The organism is Bifidobacterium boum (assembly GCF_000741535.1).
GTDB classification, from domain to species: Bacteria; Actinomycetota; Actinomycetes; order Actinomycetales; family Bifidobacteriaceae; genus Bifidobacterium; species Bifidobacterium boum.
The window spans coordinates 618,697-643,356 of sequence record NZ_JGYQ01000007.1 but is presented as its reverse complement, the minus strand read 5'-3'; the positions used below and the strand labels follow the sequence as shown (position 1 = coordinate 643,356).

The following is a 24,660-nucleotide window of genomic DNA, read 5'->3' as shown; positions in this document are numbered from 1 at the left end:
ATAGCGTTCGCCATATGCCATGCTGCCGTCTTCGAGATTAAAGAAGTACCAGGCGCCATCTTTGCAATCCATGCCTGTGACGAGGTGGCCGTCATGGGCAAATCGCACGGTGATGGTTGTTCCATTGGAGGGCAGCTGCATGTCTACATCATGGGCGATAGATCCATCCGTGTTTGCATAATACCGCTGTCCGGTTGCCGGGTCGGTGAACTCTTGTGAAGTGACCATGGTTCCATTGGCATACCAGCGTTCGGTTTCGATATTCCCGAAGTTGCTCCAGCCATTGGCAGAGGAGGACAGCGTTGAGGATGAAGTATTTTGGTGGCCAACTGACTCAGACGGGACTGTGGTGCGGTGAGCTGTGGAATGATGAGAAGTACTGGATAGGGGACCGGAATTTTTCTGCTGTGCATTGACAGGAGAAGATTCCTCACTTGTGTTGAGGTCATCCTGATTTGTTGGGGTTGCGGGTTCGGAGGGATTGATTGTGTCCGTTACGTTGGGCGGGGCTGCGGAAACGACTTGCGGTGATATTGCAAATAGAATAAATGCAGACAAACCGGTCGCAGCTGCAGCGATGCATGTTGTCAATGCATAGGGCAACACCCCGTGATACCCTCGTTGGGAGATATTGAAAAACATCGTTTCTTCAGTTCCTTCTCTATGAGTAAATCAACTGACGTTGTACCGCAAGGAAAGGACATGTATGATTAATGTAGAGAAAAACAATATGTGGTACATTGATTCTTTCGAAAACTTATTTTATATAAAAAATATAAGACATGGATATGATTATTGATTTAACAAATATACAGTTTGCTGTTTTTAATAGTTGATATGTTTCAATAAAATGCGTCCAATCTAAAAGATTGGATGTCATATAGGGGTATATGTCCTTTGCGAGATGAGATGAAAAAAAGATTAATAGGTCTTGATGTTGCTAAATCTGCTGCAATATTCTGTGTTATAATCATACATTATTCTTTCTATTCACAATTGTATTCAAACAATTTGATAGGTAATGCCGTAACTGTATTTACTGTGATTGGTGTACCTATTTTTTTCATGGTGAATGGTTATTTATTGATGAATTCGTCATTCTCCATGAATAAGCATATTCGGAAAACAATTAAAATGTTTGTCGTGTTGGAGGTGTGGAAAGTAGTGACACTTCCATGCTGTGCTGTTATACAGGAGTTTGATATTGAAAAGAAGAAGGTTCCGTCATATATTCTCGGTGGTACCTATGACTCTATTGGCTATTTTTGGTTCATGAACGCACTTCTGGCAATTTATCTTATTTTCCCTGTGCTAAAAAATGCCTTTGATGATAATCTTGGACAACGATACCTGCTGTATGCGGCTTGCGGCTTGATAGTATTCGTTTTCGGTGTGAATGCTCTCACTGATGCGTTCAATGTAGCGGTGAAGGCGATAGGAGTAAATATCTCCAATCCATTTGGTTCATTGCAGGAATACAATATATTCGGTAATTATTCAAACGCACTTGTGTATTTTTTGATTGGAGGATATCTGCCTAAAATTGTAGATAAACTAAAATCAAGATTGAAAAATCGCTTGCCCCTAGTGCTGACTGTCGTGTCATCTGTGTCGTATGTCTTGATTTTGCTTCTTCAGCGTTATCAGGCTCGTGTTGACGGTGTGGCGTTTTATGTTGCTTCAGGGTATAATAATGTACTTGTATTGTTGATGGCTGTCTCTATTCTTTCGTTGCTCTCCGGTATGGAAGTGCACAGTGAACGATTAAAGAATATGTGGGGCAACAGTGGTTCGAATACTCTTGGGATTTACTATTTGCACTATATATTGATTATATTGACGAGTAGAATCATCAGACATTGGTATACCGGATTTTTGCCACTAATAATTAATATTCTGCTTATATGTTGTATATATATTGTAGGATTGACTATATCAAATATTATGAAAAAGATACCGATTGTACGATATATCTTTTAATGATAATGGGGCAGGCGTGAGTTTGCCTGCCCCATTATCAACTGACAATCAGTACAGCATGAGGTATGCGGTATCGCCCTTGATGATGAGTTGCTGGTCTAGATCCTCAACTTCCCAATTTTTTTGATTAAAGTATTCTTTATAAATCTTTGATGGGAAATCTATTTTTTCCATCTGCAATCTACCGAGATAATTAATCATCTGATAGTTTGCATAATCCACATTCATGATTCTACGTCCCAGCTGATTATTGTAGTATCGCGTGGAGCGGTACTTCTGCTGGGGTTTTGCGTCCTCTTTGATGGCTATTTTTTTGACACTGACTCCAGTTTCCTTCTCATAATCGTGAATTCTTGCCGCGACATTCAATGCATAATCCTTGTCTAACGAATTACTTGTGTACAGGTCATATGAGATGTCTTGCATATTGAGCGTAATGCCAAAGACAAAAATACTGATAACACTTATGAAGACAAACATTGATCGTGCATTATTATTTGTGATGATTTGAGAGTCGGCGCCGTTGGAATTATCCTTATCAAGCGGAACGGGCTGTTCTTGCCTCGAATTGTGCTTGGTGAAGAGGGAGCAGATCAACGTGGCGAGTAGAATGCCCTGTACCGCCCAAAAAGCCATATTGCTTCGGGGAGTTAGCTGAATATCTCGTTCGAGTACGTGAACAGCGAAAGATGCTGCGTAGGATAGCGCGGCAGCAAACAGCAATTCTGTAACATTGAGAGAGACATGAAGTCTGATGGCCATTACAATGCCTATAATAACAATACATAGCAGTATTATCATTGATCCTGGAGCCATCAATCCGTCAGCATTCCACCACAATTTGAACTGATATTTTAATATTATTATGATATTGGCAAGCATGGTATGCACGTTTGTAGTTGCACCACGTCCTGGGTCGATGATTACGCTGGCTTTAATCAGCATTTTAACAATCACAATGTTCGCGATTCCAGCAATGCCAGCGATAGCAATTGTTTCTATCCACCGGAGAATAACGGATTTCACTTTCTTGTCGTTGGCAATCGTTGGTGTCTTGAGAGCTCCTCCCACCAGAACGATTGCCAAATAGTAACCAATCAAACTTTGATAACATCCAAGTGCAAGCATCAAGCACGCAAATGACCCTATGGCATACTGCCATCGGGACGATTTTAGCAGAAGGGTCGCTGCGATGGTCACGAATAGAAAACCTATAGCTGCTGAAACTGCCACTTCTGGAAAGAGCATGAACTCTTCGACGAAAACGTTAATGAACAGCAGCGAGAGCGCCACGTTTACACTCATTACTTGCAAAGGAATGGTCAGCCCTGCAACATAACTAAATACCAGTGTCAACAATGTAAGCGACAGCGTGAAAGATATGATTGCGAGAACAAGCAGAGGACGTTGGTCAAGGACGAGATTGACGCCATGCTGATCAAGCCACATCGTGACTTGCCACCAAGTATATCGGCCGTTTTGGAGATACCAATATGCCTGCTGATTGTCTATAAGATGGTACGAATCTGTTGAATAATGCCGCCTCAGGAGTAGGCCGCTATAGCCGAGCAGCATTATGATCGTTGAGAACGCAAGGGAGTAGAACGCATTCGTCCTATTGGACACGATAAACGGTATGAATTTTACCGGGGAAGATGGGTAATGACGGTTGTCGCTAGCGATTCTAGCCACCATGCATATTCCTTTCAATTCAATAAAATGGGAAACGGCTCTTCAGCGTCCACGCACAGCGCGCCCGAAGCTTTTGAGTACTTCCCGCCGTCGCGACCCTATCGGTGCGAGCGGATCGACAACCTTCCTCAGCACATTGTCTTCGCCTACGGCTCTCGGCGGTTTTGGACCGCCGACAGGCTTCGTGTTTGGAGAGATGATTTTGCCGATGAGCTGCTCATAGAATGGCGTCTGACGCGCATAGCTCCAATAAACTGGCGCGAAATCGCAGTCAGGCTTCACCCAGGGCTTTTCAAATCCTGCATAGTGGATAATCTTCGGATCCTTACGCGAAGCGATGTAGGCGTCATACGAATCATTCGGGGCGAAGGAGAACACATTCGCCACGCGGTTCGCGCAATCGTGCACCACATTCCACGACCAGTCGAGGAATACGACCCGGCCCTCGCAGTGTGCGTTGAGTACATCTTGGTCGTTGTAGATGAAGTCTGGGTCTGATGCATAATCCAGCCACTGTTTGATGCTGTACGCCTTGCGCATTTCCTTCGTATTGAGCACAAGCACGCCCGCTTGGAAGTATTGGAACGGGTGCTTCATGTGAAGCTTCTCATTCGTGTAGTTCAACCGCTTGCCATCATTCATGTTCAGGTTGCCTTGGTAATCGATATCGTGTACGGCAGCAAGCAGATTGTCGCCAAGCTTGGTGTCATACAGCTGGGCGATATCACCGTTGATTACGATATCGGAATCGAGATAGAGCACCTTGTCATAGAATGGCAGGGCTTTCTGAATCAGGAACCGGTAATAGGTCTCGATGCTGATATGTGCGTTGCTCGTCGTCAGATCGTAACCGGAGATTTCACGGCTCACATCAGCGAAGCGTAGATTCATGTTGTTGAACCTGCCGAGCAAGAACTGTCGCATACGCTCTTGATTCTCCCACGCGATGTCCTTTTGCAAGACAGTGACATCGTAATACCGGTCAGGATCAGCGTTGGTCATCGCCGAATAGATTGTTGTGGTCAGTTGCGGGACGTAATTGTTGTCAGCCGCGAACACCACCGGGACCACCGTTGCGGGATCAATCTCATCGGCAAGCCGCTCAAGCGGGTGACGCGGCTCAGGATGCGTGAAATGCACACACTGCAATTCCTTGACCTTCCAGCCGCTGCCAATGCGCCGATGATGCATCAAATAGATATTCAGCAACCGTTCAGATAAGTGTCCAGGCGTGCGCAGCGCCTCCTTGCTGTACAAGGACATGTCCGTCGTCTCTTCAAATCGTTGAAGAATCGGGAACAGCCACGCGCAATAATCTTGGAAGATATCTTTGCGCATAATGAACATATTGCAGAAGCACGAGCGGTGACCATGCAGGAACGCATCGGCATCTGCCTTGTAATCCGGGTGCATCTCGCACAGGATGTCATACATGTGCCGCAAATCACGCAGGTGCAGTTTTGGCGCGTGCTGGTAAATCTTGATGGGGGAGCCGTAGCCGTCAATAATCTCGCGTAGATCTCCCCAGCGCGTGGTTACGACATCAGCGCCAGCAATCGCCTTCTTGATGGATTCGTCGTCGAGCCCATACCGCTTGATGCTGGCGGCATCGATGTAATCGTCCATGATTTCTCCGTACGCGTTCTCTTTATGCTCGACACCGGAGAAGTCGAAGTAGCGGCGGTAATGGCAGAATCCGTAGTAATCGGCGTCAACGTTCTTCCAAGCCCAATACTGCGTGGTCAGTTCGCAATACATCGGGTTCTTATCGGCGATGTTTTCGCCCTCATCGTCTTGGAACGCCCACGTGAATCGCGTGTTCTTCGGACCGACCTGCACCGGTTGAAGAATATCGCTTTGCGGTTTGTCGACCTCCTTGTGTGTGGTCACGAAGATGCGAATGCGTTGCTTGCTGTACTGTTCTTTCAAGGCTCTGCTTTCAATGTAGTCAAGATGTTCCATCGCTTTGTCCCTCATTGAAGTGAAACGCTCCGATGGTGAGAATGGACGTCCGGTATCTTCAATTTCGTCGGCAATCTGTTTCCAAACATAGACACTGTCCCCCTGCTGCGGAACAGTGTGGGAATCGAGGAATGAGTACGCCCGATCGCGAATGAAACGCCAGATTTCGCGGCATGTGATGTCTGCGCCGAACACATTGCTCATCTGTTGGGCGGCCTCTGACTTTTCATCGGCAGGAACCCGAACGAGCCAATCATTCGCCAGAATCTCGGTCGCTTTATGTTCGAAGCCTTCTGCACACGTAGTGAGTATATCGTTGTGCTGCTGGTCGGAGAACTCATAGGCAGCATCGAAATCGGCTTTGAACTGGTCACAATATTTACCGTATTTTTCCGCGGAAATCATATTGGTGCCGCTGATACCTCGTCCGTAATAATACACGTATCCTCGGCAATGCTTGATTGGTCTGTATGTCTCCGCGAGGGCAGATGTTACAAAACATTCATAGCCATCTTGGGAGCGTCCCAACCGGGCGCTAGTCATCATGGAGAATGCCCGCTTCAGAACAGAAGCGCGATATACCCGTTGGGTAAAACGCCAGTCAATGTGATGGCCAAGAGATTCATCGTAGATGTTGCGTACGATCGCTTCGCCGGTCATCGGGGATGTCGGAGCGTTGTTGAAGCTTTCAAAAGCGTCTTTTTCTGATTCGGCGAGATTGTTTGCCGCTACAACAGTAAGTCCAAAATGCAGAATATCGGCGGGTTCCTTGGAAATTTCCTCTGCGATTTCCTCGCACATCGTAGGTTTGAGTGCATCATCGCCATCGAGAAAGAAGATATAGTCACCGGTCGCCTGCTCAACGCCGGTCTTTCGCGTTAGATGTGTGCCCTGATTGGCGTTGTGATCGATCACTTGGATGTGGGAATCTTGCTCAGCGTGACGACGCGCGATGTCGCCGGCGTTGTCTGGACTGCAATCATTGACGACGATTGCTTCGATGTCTTGATAAGTTTGCGAACTTACGCTGTCAAGGCACTCGTCAAGATAGGGGGCGACGTTGTACACGGGGATGACAATCGAGATTTTCGGCATTGACGTTGCTGCTCCTTGACTGATAATGACATACCCGAAAATAATATGCTCAGCTATGCTACCAGCAAAGCGATACACATCGGCGGACAGTATAGGAAGCGACCATGTATATGTGATGTTATTGAAGAGAACTTGGAGATATTGCCGTATGCTGCTGCTTGCTCTCATCGGCATGACCGATACTATATTCATTCAATCTGTTGTTGCTGGCTGATAGAGTAGGTTCTTTGTGAAGCAGATGTTCGAACGTATACAGAAGAAATACCACTACGCGATGGTGGTGTTCAAGGAGCTGGTGAAGACCGACTTCAAGCTCCGTTATCAGGGCTCGTTCCTCGGTGTGGTGTGGTCGGCCTTGAAGCCGTTGATGCTGTTTGCTGTCATGTATGTGGTCTTTGTTAAGTTCCTTAAGTTCACTGACGGAACTCCAACCTTCCCGATTTCCCTGTTGTGCGGTACCAGTTTGTGGGGGTTCTTCTCCGAAGCGACGAGCATGAGCATGCATTCGATCGTCGATCGCGGCGATCTGCTGCGCAAGGTGCATTTCCCCAATTACATCGTGGTCGCGTCCACCACCATGGGCTCTATGATTTCCCTGGGCATCAACCTTGCCGTGGTGATCCTGTTCGGCTTCTTCGCCCACGCGCAATACACCTGGCGTATTCTGCTGGTGCCGTTCAGCATCATCCAGCTGTATGCGGTCACGCTCGGTTTCGCACTTATCTTGGCGACGATGTTCGTGTATTTTCGTGATATCGCTCAGATCTGGGAGGTCGTGCTTCAGGCGTTGTTCTATGCGACCCCTATCATCTACCCGATTTCGATGGTGCAGAACAATCCAGAGTTCAGCTGGGCTGCCGGTTTCCTCATGCTGAGCCCCACTTCGCAGGCGATCATGGATATCCGGCATAACCTATTGTCGCCACAATACGTTCCCACGGTATGGGATATTGTCCATAACCCCTTGGTGTGCTTGATTCCGTACCTGCTGTCTGCAGTGATTCTCGGTGTCGGCATCATGGTGTTCCGCAAGTACAGCGCGAAGTTCGCGGAGGTGTTGTAATGGCAAGCAAGGAAACAGCGAAGAAGGAAGACGACCGTCCTGTCGTCCTGTCCGTACAGCACGTGGCGAAATCATTCCGTTTACCCACTGAGCAAGCCACCGGTTTGAAGATGGCGTTCCTCAACTGGACGAAGGGCGTGAGCGGATTCACCGAGCAGAAGGTGCTGCGCGATATCTCTTTCGAAGTCAAGCAGGGTGATTTCTTCGGTATCGTCGGCCGCAACGGATCCGGTAAGTCCACGTTGCTCAAGATCATCTCCGGAATATATGTGCCGGATAAAGGTACTGTTACAGTCAACGGCAAACTGGTGTCATTCATCGAGCTTGGCGTCGGATTCAACCCGGAACTCACCGGACGTGAGAACGTCTACCTTAATGGCGCATTGCTGGGATTCACCCGGGAAGAGATCGACGCCATGTACGACGATATCGTCGATTTCGCCGAACTCGGTGACTTCATGGATCAGAAGCTCAAGAACTATTCATCTGGCATGCAGGTGCGTCTTGCCTTCTCGGTTGCCATCAAGGCGCAGGGCGACATTCTCGTGCTTGATGAGGTCCTTGCCGTCGGTGACGAAGCCTTCCAGCGCAAGTGCGATAATTTCTTTACTAAAGTCAAGAAAGACAGTAAAAAAACAGTCATTCTTGTGACTCATTCAATGGATGCTGTGAAGCGGTATTGCAATAATGCCATTCTGATTAAAGATGGAATGATTATTGCTTCCGGGGACAAAGATAAGGTTGCAGATCAGTACACCTTGGAAAATATTCGTGTCGATCAAAAGCACAGTAAACCAAAGAAAAATGAGCATCCTGAGGGTCTCAATGACCGTGTTCCTGTGTTCAGAATTACCCCGGTATCCCAGACAGTTGCGAATTGCTCTGATCCCTTCTTGTTTGACATAGAATACCAATATGATGGCGATGATGGCTATATCGCGATAGCGATGAATGATATCAAACGTGGTGGCATTCCTTACGATTCGGGACAAAAAAATCTGCACGTGAAGGCAGGACATCATGTATTACATATGTCTATGCCGTTAAAACTGTTCAATAATGGTGAGTTCCGACTAGTTGGATCTTTTCGAATTCCAAATAAAACAGATGAAAAGCGTACAGACATGATTGCATATACCAATGATGATAATTCATTGGTATTTGCAGTACGTGACCCATCGAATACTCGCGATTATGCGTTATTGAATGATAGTGAAATGAAAATGACAATTCAGGGATATGACAAGTAGTGTTGTTTTTGAATTAACACGATGTCTCATGCTGAATTGTCAAGAATTATGTATGTAAATGACGATGAATGGAATTGGGAATATTATCGTTCCGTCTTCCTTCTACAAATTTGATTAGAACGGATGAGTGGGGTTGCTAAGCATTGACAGCCAATGATGAACAACCCCACTTATGAAAAACCGGTAGTTGTGATATGCATATACCGGCGGAAATCCCTTTGGCATGAAAACGACGCGATATTTCTACTCCTGATGCCACAGATCGCGGGTAAAGAGCTTGTCTTGTACGTCGGCGAGCTCCGGCGTGTACCGGTTGCACACAATCAAATCGCATTCGCGCTTGAACTGATCAAGATCATGAATGACCCGATGCCCTTGATATGTGTCATCTGCAATCATCGGCTCATAAATCGCATACGGCACGCGAGCGGCATCCAACCGTTGCATCACTCCTTGAATGGAGCTTTGACGGAAATTATCTGATCCGGCTTTCATAACCAACCGGTAGATTCCGGCTTGTCGTGGTTTACGTTCGATGATTTTCTGGGCAATGAAGTCTTTCCTCGTGTCGTTTGCTGTGACGACCGCTTGGATTAGATTCTGAGGGACATCCTTGAAGTTTGCGAGGAGTTGCTTGGAATCCTTTGGCAAGCAATATCCGCCATAGCCGAAGGATGGGTTGTTGTAGAAGTCGCCGACACGTGGGTCAAGGCAGACGCCACGGATAATGCTGGCGGTATCCAGACCACGTGATTCAGCATACGTGTCAAGCTCATTGAAATACGCGACGCGTAATGCCAAATAGGTATTCGCGAACAGTTTGATGGCTTCCGCCTCAGTGGAGCCTGTGATGAGTGTCGGTATATCCTGCTCAACAGCACCTTCGGCAAGCAGAGAAGCGAATCCCTTTGCCTTTACTTGCTGCTCTTTCGAGCTGTCACGCGGAATACCGACTACGATGCGTGACGGATGCAGATTGTCGTATAATGCTTTGCCTTCACGAAGGAACTCGGGGGAGAACGCGATATTGAGTGTAGGGTACACGGAACGGATGTGCTCGGTATAGCCGACAGGAATGGTGGACTTGATGATGATGCATGCCGTGCAGGAGCGTTGTGCGAGTTCGTCGAGGACCGATTCGATGGAGCTGGTGTTGAAGAAGTTGCGTTGCTCGTCGTAATCGGTCGGAGTCGCGATTACGACGTAATCGGGATGGGCATAGGCCCAATCCGTGTCGAGTCCGGCATGGAGGTTGAGTCTGCCGGATGCGAGGAATGCGCTGATCTCTGTATCTTTGATGGGGGAGATGCCTTGGTTAATCAGATTGACTTTCCGCTCGACAATATCTAGGGCACGAACCTCATTGTGCTGAGCCAGCAGGCAAGACAACGAAAGGCCGACATAGCCGGTACCGACAACACTTATTCTCATACCTGAGCATGGTAGCAAGGACGCTGAACTGACAGTGCCGTTAGCGCTCTGATGAGTGATTGGCATCCACTGTCAGCAGAGCGCACCCGATCGGCGCGATGCCAAGCATTGGCATCAGATACCGGAGGCCTTCAGGTGATACCGAACATCCAGAAATCCACATGAATGGCACCGAAACGAGCATCGGAATCAGCCAGGCGGCATACGCCCATGACAGTTCTTTCGCCCGAAGTTTGCGAATGGTCTCATACAACTGCATGACCGGTAGCCACGTGACCCAGAACGCCCGCGAAAGCCATGGCTGCATGAAGAACTGATTGCCCAGCCCAATGACGAACTCGTCGATGCCATCATACAGACGAGTACGCTTGGACTGGGGAAGACCTGAAGCGACGACATTTCCGGATGGTGCTGTACGCATATACAGGTAATTCGACTGAAGATTCTCATTGACTATCGCGTTCGGCAACGCGACCCATCCTTGTTCCAGCAGGAAATACGCACGCGCATAGGTTTCCGGATATTTCACGGCGTTTTTCGCCCAAATGCGCAAGAACGGATGGAGCAGCCGCGCGCGCTGCTCCGTCCAGTGCGTTCCCTTGACTTTGTCCACTGCCCACCATTCATAGTTTTCCGCTGCATCCGGTTCGAGTATCCCAGTCAGAACGTCCTTCTCGGCTTTCGGCAACTCGTCGCCGTGCTCACGCAGCAACAGTGCAGACTGTTGCAGGGGAATCGCAATCATTTCCTGTTTGCCTCCGGGAATGATATGGCAGGCGGGGAATAGCGCCAGAGGAAGTAGTACGAAGATGACCAGCCCGCTGGCGGCTGCCGGTGCCAGCAGTTTCACGCGTGCTTGGTTACCCGCAACGACAAATGCGAGCAGGATGCATGCGAGCACCACCGAGTACACTCCGGTTTTCTTGGTCAGTGATACGAGAATTGCCAGAACGATCAACACGGTAAGCGTCTGGCGGTTCTTCAGACAAGCACCCTTGGTTCGGGCGACTTCCATGCATTGGATTGAGAACAGCATGAACAATGGCAGGAATACGGCATCCTTGACCATCGCCATCGAAAAAATCGGAATGAACGGGAACAGGCAGAAGAACAGGTACGCCCCAAGATACGCTCTCTTGCTGACTGCGGATTTGGCAAGATATCGAACGGTGTATACGAATACGACAATCGCGGCAATGGCGATGCACGTCGTGTACAACGCCACACCGACTGCCGGATGCCCAAGCCACGCACCTAATTGATAGAACACCCCGAAAATAAGCGTGTCCAATACGGGATGGTGGTCAGACCATGCGCCGCTGGTGATGGGGTTGGGCAGTCCTTTCCACATCATCACCTGCTGGACGGTGTCATACCAGATTTCGCCGGGGAGCGCCAACATATAGTATGGCAGCCAGCATACTGCCATCACGGCTATGGCTTTCAGCGTTTGTCGTCTGTCGCCGGCGAAATCAGGAGTGATTCGTCGCAGGAACCCAGACAGGATGGTCGAGCGATCATGGTCGCTTTCAGTCCGCTTCGAGTCGCGGCCTAGCCAATCGATGAAACGCTCGAATATCAGCGTCATCACCATAAAGAACACAGTCAGTGCGATGATGTGCAGTACTCGCCTGACGTTACCGCCGCCGCCCTCATTCAGGTACGCGCAGTATTCTGCCAGCGCTGCAAGAACTAGACTGCAACAGAACAGCCCGAACCGGGGCAGGCGCAATTTCCGCTGTGCTGTGCTTGTGCGGACGGTTGGAGATTCGACTACTGCTGGCATCCTCTTCATCAACATTCCACCATATCAACCAGGCGCCACGAACACAGCCGGGTGTGAGGATTACGACAATTCTCACACCCGGCTGGTATCCGCTTGGCTGCTGACGGCCTCTCTGATACTAATCCTGCGCCGGATTCTCCTTGAAAATCCGTTCCCACGTCTCGAAGCTCGTGAATCGGGGATCATTGTACGCGGCATGGAGCCGCGCCCAGTTGCGCTTCAACTCGGCGGAGAGACGGAGCGCTTCGTTGATGTCCCGGCGGAACAGACGGTCGTCACGGCGCATCCAAGTGACGGAATTGCCGTCCGGTGAGGTAACCAGAGCCGAATCCACGCCATTGTAAGCGTTCCAAGTGGATTCCATGGTTGGCACAGCTACATCCGGGGCAGTGCACTTACGTCCGTCGCGCGGCAGCAGCATCGCCTTCCCGAAGTTCACCGCGCAGTCGATAGCACGCCGGATAGATGTCGTCGGCCGGGTGCTCGGCGGGACAAACCTACGACGAGGCTCCGGGAACTTATCGAAATCCGAAACCGCATGCGTATCAGGGAATGTCGAACGAAGCTTCTTGACACTGCCCATCGCGGTCGAATAGATGCCGATGACATATTTCGGGCCTCGAAGTAGATCCCTGATAGCTTTGTGGTGCAACCCGATACCAGAGTAGACCAGATGAAGCCCCATATTGATGTCAGCGGAGAGCACGTTCACTGGCATTGTTCGCGAGGGTGAAGGATTATGCCGTAACGCAAAAATCCAACGATTGCGCTGCATGAAATACTCTTCCCACGTGCGGGAGATGTCCTTGTCATGCCAACCTTGATGCCACACTGCGACGCCTGGGAGAGACACCGTTGGATAACCGTGTTCCTTAGCGCGGAACGCATAGTCGATATCGTCATACTTGATAAACACCGGAATCGCGAGGCCGATTTCGCGGATAATCGAGGTAGGGATCAGGCACATCCACCAACCGTTGTATTGTGCGTCAAAACGCTGGTGGCATTCGGGGGAGTCTCGCAGCGGATTCGTAGCGAAATCATGGGATCCGAAGGCATTTCGCATTGGCATCTGGCGGCCATCGATATCCTCACCCTGCGACCACAACACCGTACGATTATCCAAATGCAGCATGCCACCGCCTACAAGCAATGGCCGCTTCGCATAATCCGCAAACTGCACGGCACGCACAATCGCCTCGGGCTCGCTGATTGCGTCATCGTCCAGCAGCAGCACGTATTCGCTGTTGCCGGCCTTGCATGTCTCATACATGCCACGGGAGAAACCGCCGGATCCGCCAAGGTTGCCTTGCCGCAGATATGTGAGCTGGCTGCCCAGATCTTCAGCAACCGCCTCGAAATCCGGTTGATTGCACACCAGATCAGTGCCCTGATCGGTGCAGTAGATAGTGTCGAGACGCTCGCGGACGGAGGCTTCTCCGGCAATCGCCTTGAGCTGGTTCATGCAATAGGGGGCACGATTGAACGTGGTAATAGCAATGGACAGCGTGGTGTGGTCCTTCGTCCTGCGCTCTTCGGTCGGAACCTGCCAGCCGGCGTCGCTTACCGTGAGTGTGGAATTCGGTGCCGCCTGGGCGTCGAACCAGAAGAATCCGCCATCCATGAGGCCTCTCATGTCGAATATACCGGAAACCGCCGTGGGGGTGTCGGCATCGATATCGATGCTGCCCGCCGGAGTAATCAGGCCGCGGCCATTCGACCTAAAGAGGTTGATGCGCCCCTTGCCTGCTGCTTTGGCTACGAACCGAACCTGGCTTACCGCAGTCCAGCGACGCCAGTAGGAGGCGGGGAATGCGTTGAAATACGTGCACAGGGAGGCGTGGCCGCCTTGATGGACCTGTAGTTCGGTGCGAGACAGGCATGTGAAGGAGTTTTCAGGGGTCGTCGCATCCGCGGCACCCTCGCGCAACAGATGCAACAGATCGCGACGATTCATATGCTTGGTGTCCACGCGAAGCTGGTTGATGCGAACGTCCTGGGCTCCGGCATCGACATGCGGGCGCGTCCACTCGACGGCATAGAGGGGAAGAGTCAAATCAGCGTCTTTGATAGGGAAGACAACGCGGCTGACGGTCTCCCATGCCGGTGCTGCTACAGAATGTGCGATATAGGTATCGGACTGCTTCATGCCGACAAGTATACAAACTTTGGCGTATTACGGAGTGGGCTCGTGGGAGCTTGGCCCTTGATTGCCCCAAGACTACTTTGAGACGGCCATGAAGTCAGTATTCTTCAAATACTGTTTGCCGGCGGTCAAATCGTATTGGATCAGCTGATAATCATGAAGCAGCTCTTTCTGCTGCGTTGTCAGATCCTTCGGCTGGATTCGATTCCCATCCGCATCCAAGTAGACAGGTTTGCTGGCATCGCCGGCGGAGGCGGGAACGGAAATCGCTGGAATCGCTGCATGCATTTCAGTGAGGAACGCGAGATACGGCGATATCTTCGCATTGAGATGCTGTGCTACTTGGGCCATGAAATAATTCGACGATGTATATGCGTTCGATGCGTCATCCAGTTTGGTGGTCGCGGATGCCGAGGCAGCGTTCGACCAGATGAAATAGTCGGTTTCGTGCAGGGTGATTTGATTGTGTTTGTCCTCGTTGGCGGTCGAGTAGATACCGGGAAGATGGTCCCCGTAGAAAATCACGGTGATCGGGCGGCCGATCTGGTTAAGCTGATTGAGGAGATCCGCAGTCGCCTGATCAGTGTAGTTCACGCCTTTGGCATAGGTCTCGATGCTGGTTTTCTCATCGTCGCTAATGTCGGACGAAGTGTCTCCGGAATCTTGGAATTGGTTGTTTTGATACCAATCATTGTAGGGAAGGTGATTCTGCATGGTCACGGATTGAATGAACTGGTTGCTGCCCTCATCGGTGTTGATGTTGGCGAGAATGTCCGAATAGAGCGAGGAATCCGAGGCGTACCACCCGGAATCGATTGGGGTGAGATCGGAAAGCTCGGGCTTCCCGTCGGAAGCGTAGAATTTGGAGAACCCGAATTTCTTGTAGTTGCTGTCGCGCAGATACATGGTGCGGGAATACGCATGGAACGCAATCGAACTCGACTTACCGTTCGCCTCGTTCCAGATTTGATTGAACGTGGGCGTCCATTTGAGTTTCGGCACCAGCTGCTGGTAGGCGATAGACAGTGATGAATCGTAATTGGCCATGTTGAGCCCTGTCAGCGCCTGATACTCGATATTCGCGGTACCGCCGCCGTACCCGGGGGAGAGCATAAGACCGGAGGTGGTTTCGGACTTGATTGCCCTAATCTGCGGCATCGGGTCTTCGGCGAATGACACGCCCGGCACACGGGTGGGGTCGGAGAAGGATTCGGACAACACCATAATCACCGTATTATCAGTAAGGTTCGCTGTACGCGTCTGGTTGATGGTGTCGGCTTCACTCGCATATTTCTTGGCGAGGATTTCCATACTTTTCTTGTTATACCCGTTTGGCTTGTCCATGATTTTGACATGTGCGAGCCGCAGGAAGTTCATGGCCGGGCCATTCGCGGCCGCATCGCCCATGGCGTTCCACAGCTGCGGGGCGTCGGACAACCCACTCGCAAAATTCTTCGCCCAGGACCCCTCGACAGGCAGTCCCCACGTAAACGACACACACAGCACCACGCTGAGCACTGCCGCGACCCACCTGCATACCATGGCGGTGATGTTCTTGACGCTGACGAATTCCGAACACTTCCACGTGTACGGGATTAGCCCGCGGCGCCGGTCGAGGAACTGCAATACCACGCACACCACAATCAGCCAGATCACCCCGGTAACGGCGGAGTTGATGAGAATCATGTCTTTCTTTGTGGTGAATGACATGATGCTGTCGCCGTTGCCGCCCGTGATGAACTGCAGGTCGGCCGGGATGATCGGCTCGTTGCGCAGCTCCACCTTGATCTTGTCGGCGATGGCGAACACGGTCATCAGCGTGCCGAAGATCGCGGTCGCCACCCAGAACCGGTTGATGACCAGGATCACCATGAGATACAGCACGCCCAGCACAATGAAGTTTAGCCACGCCTGGTAACTCTGGTGTAGCCAGATCTGGCTGACGAAACTCGTGAGCTGCCCGGCTACAGAGTTGAGCGCCTTGGTCTGGTCGTCCACAACCTGCCCCTTGGCGTACGTCGGCTCGCTGTACACGCTCCACTGCAATCCGAGCACACTTGCCGCAGTCACGACGATGAACACGATGGCGTAGAAGGCGAAGGGGAAGCGCATCCGCTTGTCCCAGATGCGTGTTTTGAAGAACGCCCACCCGGCTGCGCATGCTGTGAATCCGCGGGTTGCGCTCAAGCGTTGCCATTGTTGCGCAATCCAAGTGTTGATAGGGGAGAAGATACGCGACCACCATGCGCGGATGCTGGTGATTGCCGCAACGGCGGTGGTGCGGAATCGTGATGCGGCGTGCTTGACATGCCCATTGGAAGAGTCGGCGTCTTCCGGGGCCGCGACTGCGTTGTCGGGTCTCTCGGCGGGGGAATGGTCTACCGGCTCGGATTGGTCGGAAACCTTACGGTAGGGGGTGTTTGAATAGAAGTATTATCGGCGCCGCCCCGCTGGGCGCCAGTGAGTTCTGGTTCTGGCTGTGGCTGGTGATTCTGCTCGTCTGCGGATTGTTCGAGATCAGATGATTCAGCCATGCGCACTACTCCTGTTGCCGGTCACCATGTGATACGCACGATATCGTACCGGTCGGATCTTGACAACGTTTGCTGTAAGAGATATGCCGAAACAGGCGGTGAACATGCTGCACGGTCGCTGTGGGAAATCTCAACGGCGACATTCCCGCAGCGACCGGCTGGATTGCGGCTGGCAGGGTATTGTTGCTGGCCGGGGCGTCCATGTTGGGTTGTCCGAATGAACTGTTGTGTCCCTGACGCCGCGGGGTTGCGGTTACTTCACCGCTGCGGTTTCCTTCTTGCGTCCGCGGCGCTTCATGACTCCGGAAGTGGAGTCGCTCAGGTCGAAGACCACGACTTTGCCTTCGCCGGCCTTCGTGCCCGGAACCTTGTGATAGGCAACGTGGTCGTCGTCGACATCCTCGAAGGTGTAGTAGCGGGCGACCGTATCAACAACCGATGAGTCGCGGACGCTGGCGGACAGAATGTTCTTCTTTCCAGGCTTGCAGAACTTCACCGCGTTGCGGTCGTGTCCGGTGCACGGTTCGACGGCGAGCTGCTTGGTGTCAGGATTGACGAAAATCTTGACGAATTCCGGATAATTCAGATAGATGATGGTGGCCTTATTGAATCGCACAATCGTCTTAGTGACGGTCATGACAAGCTGGCCTGTTGCCTTGTCGATGTTAATCTCTTTGAATCCTTGTAATGTCATGGATGTAGTGCTCCTTGTAATCAGTGATGCGGCATCATCGCATCTCAATCATATATGATACTAAATCCTATATGTCAACATGGTTATTTGTCGAAAATCTTCTTGAAAAGACCTGAGCTGTAATCGGATTGCGTATCCTGTCGAATGATCGCTCGCCGCACAAGAACGGAACTCAACAGATACGTGAAAACATGGTGGATTCGTGGGCGTGAAGTGAGCACCACATCTCGAATTCGGTGGCTGGTGGTAGTATTGAGGAGTTTTGCAATAGGAGATTTTCAGAAAGATTGGGGAACCATTGACCATCGCCGATTTGCTCCAAGCTGTTCGCAAACATCTGGTGGCCGCCATCGCCACATTCGTTGTTGTTGTAGGCCTCGTCGCGGCATACACGTTCCTGACCCCGCCGAAGTACACGGCGACGGCCCAGCTGTTCGCCACCTACGCTGCACAGAGCGAGACACAGACCTCATCGGATATGAATTCCGGCGCGTCCTACCTGTCCACGCAGATCAAGACCTACCCGCAGCTCATCAAGACCGAGGCGGTGCTGCGACCGGTCATCAAGGATCTGGACTTGGATATGACCACAAGCGAGCTTGCAGCTCGAGTCACAGCCACCAACCCCAGCAACACCTTTATGGTCGACGTTTCCGTCGAAGACGGTGACGCGGCACGATCCGCGGCGATTGCGAACAGTGTGGCCAAGAGCCTGTCCCAGCAGGTCACGTCATCCCTGTACACGGACGAGTCGGCCAAATCCCCAATCCAACTCACCCTCGTTCAGAAGGCTTCCACCCCGCAATCCCCAAGCTCGCCGAAAACCACGTTGTATCTTGCTTCCGGGATTGTGCTCGGCATCATCTGCGGTATCGGTATCGCCCTGCTGCTTGACATGCTGAACACCAAAGTTGAAGGCGCCACCGACGTGCGTGAACTGACTCATGCTTCCTCGCTCGGCTCCGTGCAACGTTCCGCCCTGCTTGAAGAGTCCCGTCCAGTGGTCATTGCACAGACCAGCAGCAAGGAAGCTGAGGAATTCCGCCGTATCCGCACGAATATCGCATTCCTTGCCCCCAACACCAAAGAACACGGCCACCTGCTGGTCATCTCCTCCACCAGACCGAGCGAAGGCAAGACCACGATTTCCGCAAACGTTGCTGCGGCTATCGCTGAAGTCGGCAAAAGCGTTCTGCTTATCGACGCCGATCTGCGTCACCCGTCCGTCGCCAAGAAACTCGGCATTGAAGGTCAGGTTGGCCTGTCCCATATCCTGTCCGCGCAGGCAACCCCGCGTGACGTCGTACAAAAGTACTGGAAGCAGAATCTGCACGTCCTGCCCGCCGGCAAGCGTCCGGCGAACGCAAGTGTGCTGCTCAACTCGGAGATAATGACCGATATGGTCGAACAGGCGCTCACCCAGTACGACTATGTGATTATCGACACCGCCCCGCTTTCTGTTTCCGACGACGCCGTAGTGTTCGGACGCATGGCAGACGGCATGATCCTGGTTGTCGGTCGTGGTGTTGCCGACAAGAAAGAGCTTGAAGAAGAAGCCATGTCATTGAAAGAAGCTGATGTGCCGATTCTTGGCTTTGTGCTCAACTATGCGGATGAGAAGAAGCATTCCGACAAGAATGGCAATTACTACTATTACTATTACGAAGATTCGCACAACGAGCATGGCACCGGTCGTCACGGCAGCAAGTGATTGCCGCGCAGGCTGATGCGTGAACACCAGGGGCGACAGGAGCATTGCTTCCGTCGCCCCTATTCGCTTGTATGCGACCAGACCGTGACCGGGTATGGGCAGTGGCTTACCATAGATACATACGCCGTACGGAGTAACCGCATGACTAGGGATGGAAACGAACAGGAGGAACGGAGCCGATGACAGGACAGGAGCAACAACCCGTGGACAACAATCTGCTGTTCCCCATCGCCCCGTCATCCGGAGGTGATCCCAGCGCGGCGGACGATGCAGGAACCCAACACCCTGTCCCATCACCACTGTCAGACGAGCCGGCAGGGTTGCATGACGCCATTGACATCCCCGCCCCGCCGCAGGCCGCTGATACTGCACTTGAGCAACAAGCCCCGCAGGATACCGCGGACACGGATCAGCCCACTGCAAACGAGTCCGGTGTCCTACCAGGCGACATCGTCGACACGAACTGGAACATACCACTCATCACCTTCCCGACGTGGGGCTCGCTCCTCGACAACAACGCAGAACAAGACGACAATGCTGGGAACAAAACAGGGCAGCCTGCCGATGAGTCCGCAGCGCAGGACAATCAAGTAGCCCCCCCAACCGTGTTCACCCCCTTCGTGCCTTCCGAACCGGAGCCGGACACGCAGGCAGCTTCAACACAGGACACCACCAAATCAAAAACCGAACAATGGCTCAACGCCGCCGCCCAAGATCGCGGGATGCACGAGACCCAGCAAATCAACGCCGTTCAGCCAGATCCCAGTGCTACTGCTGTTGCTGGAATCTCACAGACCGCAAGCGATACCGGTATTGCGGAAACCGCCGCGCTGAACAACAGCGCACCAGCTACGGCTCAGACGCAACCCGTGAGACAGTCTGCTGGGCCGGCCCTCTTGACACCTCCCACCCCAAGCGAGCGCGATCTGCAACACGAGCGGACCGCCAACGCTGAAACGGAAACCATGACGCCGATTTCGTCCGCCGCCGTCGTCGCCGGAACCGCGGCGATTGCAGCGAACGTGGCAGCACCAGGAGCCGTGAAAACCACAGCTACCCGCACCTTGCACACGACGTCCGAGACACCGACTCCAGCCAATGACGCTGTCGGATCGTTAAGCGAAGAGCTCCGCGAAGAAGACGCGCGTGCCGCCTCCCAGCCCATTCAGCCGGAAGAATCGTATGGCGACAAACGGAACAAGGGCGGGCGAGCCAGAAGCCGAGCCATCGTCACTGTATTCGTCATCATCACCATTGCTGCCGCTGCGGCAGGCTTGTACTATCTCACCGGACTCATCCGCACCAACCGTGACCGTAGCAGCGCGTACGCAAGCTGCACTCAGGCGTACAGTGCCTACAAAGAAGAATCCGAGACCCTTGCCAAAACGCTGAAAACAAGTAAAGCGCAGCAGAAAGTCGGTGCCGATCAAGTAGCCGATGTGATGACCGTCGAACACCTCAAAACCGCGGTAGACAAGGCGAAATCCGTCAGCAAGCCCGTCACCTGCTCCACCTCGATGAGCACCGAAGCCATGCGTAAAGCTGCGGAAACCAACAAGACACTCACCACCGAACTGACCACAGCCAACTCCACCATCAAGGCAGCCGCCAAAGAAGTCAAAGCAAGCGTCACCGTCAAGCAGAACAACGACTACGATACCGCGGTCAACACGCTGAAAACCTCCACCAGCGAAGCGACCACTCTAATGACCAACAGCGAAGGTGTCGTCGCCGACGACCAGACCCGCACAACCCTGCAATCAGCCATCGATGCGGCAAACGAACTGCTGAAAAAAGACAAGCCCGCTCTCGCGGACCTCCAGAAAGCGCAGTCCGACCTGCAAAGCGCCTCCGACGCGGTCAACGACTCGATGGAAACCTACAAAACCCAGCGTGCCGCCGCCGACGCCGCTGCCGCTGCTTCCGCCGCGCAGGCACAAGTACAAGCACAACAGCAGGCTCAGCAACAACAGTCGCAGCGGCGGTATTCTTATCCGTCGTCGACCCCGAGAACAGACGAGAACACGACACAGAATAATTCACAAGGCCAACACGGCGACAATTCAGACAATTCACAGGGGGCCCAGACCCCATCAGACGGTAACACCACGTCGGACGGGCAGCAGTCCAAATCCCCGAGCCCAAGTGCTTCCGCCACTGAGTGAAATCGGGTGCTCATCCCGCTACTGACTCGTACACGGGTCACATGTGTTCCTGCTTACGCAGCAGCATCAGTGAGGCGGCCTGCCGGCTCCTCCACGCACGCGAAATCAGCACCGAAAACGCTTCGTATGGAAAAGATACCGGCGTGATACTCTCTCGTCAGCGTTGAGCGCTGATTGCGTATTGTTGATATTCTGCGGTTTTTAATGTCTCGCTCTGCTGGCGATTCTTCACTGGCCCTTGGTTTCCGTTCCGCAACATGTGATTCATCCCGACACATCACCGCCGTGGAGGGCAGACAAGTGACGGTGAAGGAAAAGATACCAAGAGAACAACTGAGCACAACGCCCCGCATGTGCAACGCATCCGAGGGCAGGGGAGGAAGGAGGCTTTCCCAGTGGCAGAATGAGACTTCAATCGCCGAAATCGGGGTATAGCGGCTTGGATACAGACTGCCCCTCGGGGAACCGATGACAAATCCCATACGCACCAACGCAAAACCGGCACCCGGATTGCTCCGGGTGCCGGTCATACAACACTCAATGAACCAGCATGATTAGTAACTGTGCGCCTTCAGCCAGTGTGCATAAGCACCTTGGACCGACCCGTACCGCGAATTGCAGTATCCCCAGAACCATTTGAGCTGCGTCTGATAGTTGGTCGCCCAATCAGCGCCGGCGGACGCCATCTTGCCACCGGGAAGCGCTTGAGGCAAGCCATAAGCGCCGGAACTGGCGTTGGTGGCGTTCACACGCCAGCCGGACTCATGCGTGATGATGTAGACGGTCGCGGTGAAATCAGCTTCGTTCCCGCCATTGGCGATGAGATAATCATGTGCCCACTGCTGCATCTCACCCACCGGGGTGGTGGTGCCGATATCCGTGTTGGCAGCGGCAGCAGCATTGGAGCTGGTCGTCTTGGTGGTGCCCGTGCCGACCAGAATGACCTTGTCGACAGGAGCGGTCTTCACATAGGATGCGAACACGTTGGAGGACACCACTTTGCCACCGGCACGCTGCACGAGGCTCGTGGTTTCCATCACGCCTTCCTTGCCTTCGGTTTCCACCTTTTCGGTGCCCTTCGGCAGGTCGGCGGTTTCCTTACGCACCACGTTGAAGGCGATGGCATCATCGGAGGTTTCCAAATCAGCGCCCGCACGTTCGATGGTGATGACTGTCGATTCGGTGACTTTCGTGGTCAGGGACGGGGAAACCGTATCCGTCGGTTCAAGCGTGATGTTGCCCGCTTCAAGCACCGACTTCACATCCGTGAAATCCTTGCCGAGCACGACGCGGGACTTGCCGTTGATCTTGACGGTGATATAGCTGGTATCGGCGTCGGAGCCCTTAAGGCTGCTGCGCGTGGTCCCACGGGAGACTTCCTGCGCGTTAGTATCGGTCGCCGAATACGCGGTAACAGTGGACTGATGATGCTCTGCCGCGTAATAATTGCGCGATACGACACCGGTGCCCGCGAGGATGCCCACTGAGGCGATGACCGCCATGATCCTGATGCGCTGGCGTTTCGTCAACGCTTGGAAAGTGGACTTCTTACGGTGGTTAGCCATGTCGCTCCTTGATCGACCTACAGATACCGTGTGACGGGTGGTAAACCGCTACACCCCACGTCGCCGACTGCTCAACACTGCCGCCGTCGGGTTGCGCACACAACCTCCATATTACCGCGATGAGATGAAACATCAAATCAGCGTGGGGCAGGAAGCGTTGTCCCGCGGTATCGGTATGTAAGCGCAACCGTTGTGGCACAAAGGCCTGGGGGCGTCCCGCACCATCGCGACGCGCCCGGAAACCCGCTGTGTGATTTCTCTACGCGGGGAATCGGCAGAACGTCGTCGCCGCAATGCAAAACCCGCGGTACAGCATGAGCAGTGCCGCGGGTTTCAAAACATCGATCATGTCGGCATCCACAGCACGGATACCGGCGATATCCAAGAAGAACGAAAACGCCTCAGTGCTCCTCGGCCTGATACGCTTTGGCCTGGCCGATCAGGTTCTCCAGATCGGAGGCGCGCAAAGCACCCGCCTGCTTGAAGATCACCTTGCCACCCTTGACGACCATCAGCGTCGGCACCGCCTGGATTTGCGCGGCAGCCGCCAACTCCTGATTCTGGTCGATATCGACCTTCGCGAAGGTGATATCGGGATGCGCATTGCTGGCGTTCTCGTATACAGGGCCGAACGCCTTGCATGGGCCGCACCAGGTAGCCCAGAAGTCAACGAACACGAGATTGTTGTCGTTGATGGTCTGCTCGAACGTTTGCGTGGTCACTGCGGTGGTTGCCATAATAAGCTCCTCACTTCGCCGTTCCGCCGGTGCGGAACGGAATCCGGTCTTGCGTGGTGTTCCAAGCATCGCACACCACTACCGGAAGTCTAGCGCTCTCCGCCTAAAGCCGAACCGAATTTCCGCTTGGAGATACCCGCCACGCCATTCACAGGGTTGGATAATAATGGAGACATGCCAGTGTTGAATGACGAAGTGCCAGATGAGGGCGATTATGATGCCAACCGCCGCAGAGGCGAGTTCGACCATATCACGCCAGAGGATTTCATCCGCGGCTCAGGGCACGGCAATCCGCCCGGATGGCTGGACTCCGATGAAATCAACCGTATCCGCCGCGAAACCCCCATGCCGTACGTCGTGGTTGTGCCGGTCCGTGTCGACGATTTGGGGCGGGTGTCCAGCGTCGGATCGCTGCTGTGCGTCAGCGAGGATGGTTCGGTCGAGCGCACGCTGATCGCCGGACGCGTACTGTATCACGAGTCGCTGCGGGAGGCGATCGCCCGCAATATTTCCAAGGATCTGGGCGATATCGCGCTGCCGGTCCTGCCGCAATCCTTGCAACCGTTCACGGTGGCGGAATTCTTCCCGACTCCCGGCATTTCACCGTTCCACGACCCTCGCCAGCATGCGATCGCCTTATGCTACGTGGTGCCTATTCCCGGTGACTGCAAACCGCAGGATGAGACGCTCGATGTGGAATGGTGCGACGTGCATGGCAGTCAACTGCAAACCTGCATCAACCAGATGGCCAACGGGTATGGGGAAATCGTCCGTCGTGCCCTCGCATGGGTAGGCGCGTAGGCGTACGCTTCACACGAATCGCCCCGAACGTCGTATTGCACGTGATTT

15 protein-coding genes and 1 pseudogene are annotated in these 24,660 nt (G+C 52.8%); 6 read left to right on the top strand and 10 right to left on the bottom strand.

The features are described 5' to 3' along the window. Positions 1–642, bottom strand: a pseudogene (locus tag BBOU_RS09200) (hypothetical protein); the annotation flags it as partial. Between the two features lie 231 nt (positions 643–873). On the opposite strand from BBOU_RS09200, the gene BBOU_RS03900 reads away from it, so the two are divergent. Continuing rightward, entirely contained in the window at positions 874–1,980 is a 1,107-nt protein-coding gene (locus tag BBOU_RS03900; RefSeq protein ID WP_081815503.1) for an acyltransferase family protein, read from the top strand. Positions 1,981–2,028: 48 nt separating this feature from the next. On the opposite strand, the gene BBOU_RS03895 is transcribed toward BBOU_RS03900, so the two are convergent. Both BBOU_RS03895 and BBOU_RS09050 read right to left on the bottom strand, forming a co-directional pair. Next, complete coding sequence (locus tag BBOU_RS03895) at positions 2,029–3,675, bottom strand: glucosyltransferase domain-containing protein (protein WP_026502855.1); 1,647 nt, start codon at positions 3,673–3,675, stop codon at positions 2,029–2,031. A 39-nt stretch (positions 3,676–3,714) separates the two neighbouring features. Beyond that, the gene (locus tag BBOU_RS09050) at positions 3,715–6,729 is read right to left on the bottom strand and encodes a DUF4422 domain-containing protein (RefSeq protein ID WP_026502854.1); all 3,015 of its coding nucleotides are present in this window, start codon (positions 6,727–6,729) and stop codon (positions 3,715–3,717) included. A gap of 238 nt (positions 6,730–6,967) precedes the next feature. Between BBOU_RS09050 and BBOU_RS03885 the strand changes: the two genes are divergently transcribed. Then, positions 6,968–7,792, top strand: a complete 825-nt coding sequence (locus BBOU_RS03885) for an ABC transporter permease (RefSeq protein WP_420885344.1) — start codon at positions 6,968–6,970, stop codon at positions 7,790–7,792. Continuing rightward, complete coding sequence (locus tag BBOU_RS03880; RefSeq protein WP_026502852.1) at positions 7,792–9,042, top strand: ABC transporter ATP-binding protein; 1,251 nt, start codon at positions 7,792–7,794, stop codon at positions 9,040–9,042. Before BBOU_RS03885 ends, BBOU_RS03880 begins: the two co-directional genes overlap by 1 nt. Before the next feature lie 243 nt (positions 9,043–9,285). Here BBOU_RS03880 and BBOU_RS03875 read toward each other — a convergent pair whose 3' ends face one another. The 5 genes from BBOU_RS03875 to BBOU_RS03855 all read right to left on the bottom strand — a co-directional run bounded on the left by BBOU_RS03875 (position 9,286) and on the right by BBOU_RS03855 (position 17,633). Next, positions 9,286–10,473 carry a nucleotide sugar dehydrogenase gene (locus BBOU_RS03875; protein WP_026502851.1) on the bottom strand — a complete coding sequence of 396 codons (1,188 nt, stop codon included), beginning with the start codon at positions 10,471–10,473 and terminating at the stop codon, positions 9,286–9,288. A 40-nt stretch (positions 10,474–10,513) separates the two neighbouring features. Then, positions 10,514–12,061 (bottom strand): DUF6020 family protein, encoded by a 1,548-nt coding sequence (locus BBOU_RS03870; protein WP_152595554.1) that lies wholly within the window; start codon positions 12,059–12,061, stop codon positions 10,514–10,516. A 316-nt stretch (positions 12,062–12,377) separates the two neighbouring features. After that, entirely contained in the window at positions 12,378–14,408 is a 2,031-nt protein-coding gene (locus BBOU_RS03865; RefSeq protein WP_026502849.1) for a glycosyltransferase, read from the bottom strand. Between the two features lie 72 nt (positions 14,409–14,480). Further along, the gene (locus tag BBOU_RS03860; RefSeq protein WP_238552014.1) at positions 14,481–16,592 is read right to left on the bottom strand and encodes an LTA synthase family protein; all 2,112 of its coding nucleotides are present in this window, start codon (positions 16,590–16,592) and stop codon (positions 14,481–14,483) included. Positions 16,593–17,192: 600 nt separating this feature from the next. After that, positions 17,193–17,633: a hypothetical protein gene (locus tag BBOU_RS03855; RefSeq protein ID WP_033489864.1), complete on the bottom strand. Its 441-nt coding sequence runs from the start codon at positions 17,631–17,633 to the stop codon at positions 17,193–17,195. Positions 17,634–17,931: 298 nt separating this feature from the next. Here BBOU_RS03855 and BBOU_RS03850 point away from each other — a divergent pair, with 298 nt between their 5' ends. Then, positions 17,932–19,344 carry a tyrosine-protein kinase domain-containing protein gene (locus BBOU_RS03850; RefSeq protein ID WP_033489866.1) on the top strand — a complete coding sequence of 471 codons (1,413 nt, stop codon included), beginning with the start codon at positions 17,932–17,934 and terminating at the stop codon, positions 19,342–19,344. 179 nt (positions 19,345–19,523) lie between these two features. Next, positions 19,524–21,509 (top strand): hypothetical protein, encoded by a 1,986-nt coding sequence (locus BBOU_RS03845; RefSeq protein WP_026502847.1) that lies wholly within the window; start codon positions 19,524–19,526, stop codon positions 21,507–21,509. A 554-nt stretch (positions 21,510–22,063) separates the two neighbouring features. Here the strand turns inward: BBOU_RS03845 and BBOU_RS03840 are convergent. Next, positions 22,064–23,074 carry a resuscitation-promoting factor gene (locus BBOU_RS03840; RefSeq protein ID WP_026502846.1) on the bottom strand — a complete coding sequence of 337 codons (1,011 nt, stop codon included), beginning with the start codon at positions 23,072–23,074 and terminating at the stop codon, positions 22,064–22,066. A gap of 401 nt (positions 23,075–23,475) precedes the next feature. Next, complete coding sequence (trxA, locus tag BBOU_RS03835; protein WP_026502845.1) at positions 23,476–23,811, bottom strand: thioredoxin; 336 nt, start codon at positions 23,809–23,811, stop codon at positions 23,476–23,478. Positions 23,812–23,985: 174 nt separating this feature from the next. On the opposite strand from trxA, the gene BBOU_RS03830 reads away from it, so the two are divergent. Continuing rightward, complete coding sequence (locus BBOU_RS03830; RefSeq protein ID WP_026502844.1) at positions 23,986–24,612, top strand: DUF4916 domain-containing protein; 627 nt, start codon at positions 23,986–23,988, stop codon at positions 24,610–24,612. Positions 24,613–24,660: the final 48 nt, after the last annotated feature.

Bases quoted from the DNA above. Each gene is read 5' to 3' on its own strand.
- BBOU_RS03880 (WP_026502852.1), top strand. From the start codon at position 7,792: ATGGCAAGCAAGGAAACAGCGAAGAAGGAAGACGACCGTCCTGTCGTC.
- BBOU_RS03870 (WP_152595554.1), bottom strand. From the start codon at position 12,061: ATGACGCTGATATTCGAGCGTTTCATCGATTGGCTAGGCCGCGACTCG.
- BBOU_RS03855 (WP_033489864.1), bottom strand. From the start codon at position 17,633: ATGACATTACAAGGATTCAAAGAGATTAACATCGACAAGGCAACAGGC.
- BBOU_RS03845 (WP_026502847.1), top strand. From the start codon at position 19,524: ATGACAGGACAGGAGCAACAACCCGTGGACAACAATCTGCTGTTCCCC.
- BBOU_RS03830 (WP_026502844.1), top strand. From the start codon at position 23,986: ATGCCAGTGTTGAATGACGAAGTGCCAGATGAGGGCGATTATGATGCC.
- BBOU_RS03895 (WP_026502855.1), bottom strand. From the start codon at position 3,675: ATGGTGGCTAGAATCGCTAGCGACAACCGTCATTACCCATCTTCCCCG.
- BBOU_RS03900 (WP_081815503.1), top strand. From the start codon at position 874: ATGTCATATAGGGGTATATGTCCTTTGCGAGATGAGATGAAAAAAAGA.
- BBOU_RS03885 (WP_420885344.1), top strand. From the start codon at position 6,968: ATGTTCGAACGTATACAGAAGAAATACCACTACGCGATGGTGGTGTTC.
- trxA (WP_026502845.1), bottom strand. From the start codon at position 23,811: ATGGCAACCACCGCAGTGACCACGCAAACGTTCGAGCAGACCATCAAC.
- BBOU_RS03875 (WP_026502851.1), bottom strand. From the start codon at position 10,473: ATGAGAATAAGTGTTGTCGGTACCGGCTATGTCGGCCTTTCGTTGTCT.
- BBOU_RS03840 (WP_026502846.1), bottom strand. From the start codon at position 23,074: ATGGCTAACCACCGTAAGAAGTCCACTTTCCAAGCGTTGACGAAACGC.
- BBOU_RS03865 (WP_026502849.1), bottom strand. From the start codon at position 14,408: ATGAAGCAGTCCGATACCTATATCGCACATTCTGTAGCAGCACCGGCA.
- BBOU_RS09050 (WP_026502854.1), bottom strand. From the start codon at position 6,729: ATGCCGAAAATCTCGATTGTCATCCCCGTGTACAACGTCGCCCCCTAT.